At 69.5% G+C, this 3,003-nt stretch carries 4 protein-coding genes; 1 reads left to right on the forward strand and 3 read right to left on the reverse strand.

Annotated elements, in window-relative coordinates:
- On the reverse strand, positions 1 to 401 hold a 401-nt coding region (locus AC3XYG_RS33510; protein ID WP_489144220.1), incomplete at its 3' end, for an ABC transporter permease family protein.
- Here AC3XYG_RS33510 and AC3XYG_RS33515 point away from each other — a divergent pair.
- Positions 400 to 1,620 (forward strand): hypothetical protein, encoded by a 1,221-nt coding sequence (locus tag AC3XYG_RS33515; protein WP_489144221.1) that lies wholly within the window; start codon positions 400 to 402, stop codon positions 1,618 to 1,620. The genes AC3XYG_RS33510 and AC3XYG_RS33515 overlap by 2 nt on opposite strands.
- Before the next feature lie 52 nt (positions 1,621 to 1,672).
- Here the strand turns inward: AC3XYG_RS33515 and AC3XYG_RS33520 are convergent, their stop codons facing one another.
- A complete protein-coding gene (locus tag AC3XYG_RS33520; protein WP_489144222.1) occupies positions 1,673 to 2,641 on the reverse strand; it encodes an ABC transporter substrate-binding protein in 969 nt (322 codons plus the stop codon).
- The coding region (locus tag AC3XYG_RS33525; protein WP_489144223.1) for a hypothetical protein at positions 2,638 to 3,003 on the reverse strand (366 nt) is incomplete at its 5' end. The genes AC3XYG_RS33525 and AC3XYG_RS33520, both read right to left, overlap by 4 nt.

The raw sequence follows: 3,003 nt of genomic DNA on the forward strand, positions 1-3,003 counted from the left end.
GGCTGCAGCGTCATGATCCAGCCCAGCGTGGCGATGTAGGGCGGGATCATCAGCGGCAGCAGCATCAGCACGTCCCAGACCCGGGCCAGCGGCACGCGGAACAGCGCCCGCAGCATGCCCAGGGGCACGCCCAGCAGCGCGGTGCCGATCACCACGGCACCGCCGAGCGCCAGGGTGTTCAGCGTCAGCTGCAGCAGCGCCGCGTCGCCCAGCACGTCGCCGACGCGGCTGAACGGGGCGGCAAAGCTGCCCTGGCCGAGGGCAGGGAAGATCGCCTGCAGCAGGATGAAGGTGAGGGGCAGCGCCACGACCACGGCCAGGATGGCGATCGTCGTCCAGACCAGGATTGCCGTGCCGCGCGTGGCCCCCATCGCGGGGGCGTTGGACCGATCAGTCGCCATGGATCTGCATCGCCTTTCCCGCTGGTGGGGCCGCGTCTGTGTTCGCAAACAAACCATAATTCGGTTCAGGATGAGCGAGGCAATGGGGCGAGGGGGCCATGGAATGATATCGATCAGGGCTTTGAGTCTGGCCGTCTCTCTGGCGCTGGCCGGGACGGCCCTGGCTCCGGTGGCGGAGGGAGCTCCGGTCGTCGCATATCAGGCCGCCCGGTTCTTGATCGGCAACACGCTGGTCTATGCCAAGCCCGACCACCCCGGGGAAGAGACGGGTGTCTATCTTCTGCCTGAAGGTACTGGCCGGGCAGCCACGCGGCGCGGCGGGGAGACGAGCGCTGCAAAACCCATCCAATGGTCCGTTCTGTCCGACCAGAATTTCTGCGTGGCCGATGCCGGCCGCAAGCCCTGGGATGGCGATTGCGGAACCCTGTCGCTCGATGGCGACACGGTGACCCTGGCGCCGGCGAACGGCCCGGCCTGGTCGGCCAAGATGCTGCAGGGCGATGCCTGGGCTCTCGACCCGGCGACGGCGTCGCAACGCCGGCTGGCCGGCAAGGCCGCGGTCGAGGCCCTGGTCGGAAACACGGTCGTCATCACGCCGGGGCTGGAGACGACGGCCTTCTACTTCCTGGCGGACGGCACCTTGCGGCGTGCAAGCCAGAACATCAATGGGGACGAGCCGGACTTCACCCATTGGGTGCTTCAGGGCGATGAGCAGTGGGAGCTGCGAAGCGGCGACGAACATCTGTGCCTTGTTGACGCTAGGGCCGGGCCGGGAAAGCAGGATTACTGTCTGTCCATCTCAATCGCCGGTGACCTTGTGACCTTGACGAGCGGCACGGGGCCTTTCCATGGCCAGCTTCTGCCGGGCGACGCCCGGCACCTGTCGCCGGCCGCTGCCGCCGCCGTCCAGGCGACGGCGGACGCTCTGGTCGGCAACACGATCGTCTTCGAGGCCCCCGGCGGCCCTGCCGGTGAAGAGAGGGGGCTTTATTTCCTGTCGGGCGGAGCCGGCCGGGCAAAAAAGGCAACGGGTGGTTCCGATCCGATCCAATGGCTGCTTCGCGTGGACGGCACGCTCTGCGTCACCAATGGCGGGGCCCGGTTCCATGAGCAGGATTGCGTCGCGATCTCGATCGATGGCGACGCCGTGACCATGACAGCCCCGGGCCGGCCCGACATTTCTGCCCGGATCCTGAAGGGCAACGCCCGGAGCCTGTGAGGCCCCTCCCGCGGCGGCGGGAGAGGCCTCGCATCGCTTTACGACGTGACCGTCACTTGCCCAGCGCCGCGGTGAACTGGGCCAGGATCTCGCTGCGCTTCGGGTACACCGTGGCCGCGTCGACCTTCAGGATGTTCAGGTCCTTGATCAGCGGCCGGTCGGCGGCGATGTCGCTGCGCGCCGGGATCAGGTAGGTCTTGGCCACCGCCGCCTGGCCTTCGTCGGACAGCATGTAGTCGATGAACTGCTTGGCCTCGTCCTGGTGCTTCGACCAGGTCAGGATCATCGCCGGCCGCGGCGCGATCACGGTGCCGGAGGCCGGGAAGATCACCTCGATCGACTCCCCCTTCGCCTGCTGGCCGAGCGAGATGTAGTCGACCGCGCCGAACACGGCGGCCTTGGCGCCCTGCAGCACCGGGTTCAGCGCCTGGGCGTTGGCGCCGGCGACCACCGCGCCGTTGCCCTTCAGGTTCTGGAACAGGCTCCAGTCGCCGGACTTGGCCTGCATCGCCGCCACCAGTTCGAAGGATGCGCCGGACTGCGCCGGGTCCGGCACCGTCACCAGATCCTTGAACGCCGCCTGGGTCAGGTCGGACCAGTCGGCCGGGCGCGGCGTGCCGCTCTTCGGGTTCCAGGCGATGCCCAGCGCCGAGACGCCCTGCGCCACCGCGGTGTCGGTCTTCAGGAAATCCGGCACCTTGGCCGCGTTCGGGCTGGCGTAGGGCACCAGCCAGCCGCGCTTGGTGAAATCGGTCGCCGTGTCCCAGGAGGCGGAGATCAGCACGTCGACCGCCGGGTTCGACGCCTCGGCCTCGATCCGGGCCATGACCTGGCCGGTGGTGCCCTGGAACACCGCCACCTTGGTGCCGGTCTGGGTGGTGAAGCCCTTGGCCAGGGTCTCGATCAGATTGGCCGGGCCCGCCGAATAGACGGTGATGTCGGCCTGGGCGGGCAGGGCCGCGGCGATCACGGCGGCGGCCGCGACGGCGGCGCCGAGGAGATGGCGGGAGAGCGTGATCATGATGCCTTCTTCGTCGAGAGAGAGGATGGGAACCAGCGCAGGGCTTCGGCCGCGACCATCAGGCCGGCCGGACTGCCTTCGGCATGACGGGACGGCGCCGCGACCAGGATCGTCGCCGCCGGCGCCGCATCGAGGCACAGCGTCAACAGGTGCCGGTCGCCGCGGAACTGGGATCGGATGACGGTCGCGGCCAGGGCGCCGGGCGCCGCCGGATCGCACAGCGCCAGGTCGGCGCGGGGCAACAGCACCGTGCCTTCGGCCTGCGGGCCCGGCCAGAATGCCTCAGGCGCCAGGCGCAACCCGGCACCGGCCACGCACCAGAAGCCGTCGCGGCCGCCGCCGTGATCGCCGCGGCCCTGCCC

The sequence above is a fragment of the Inquilinus sp. genome (genome assembly GCF_057815775.1).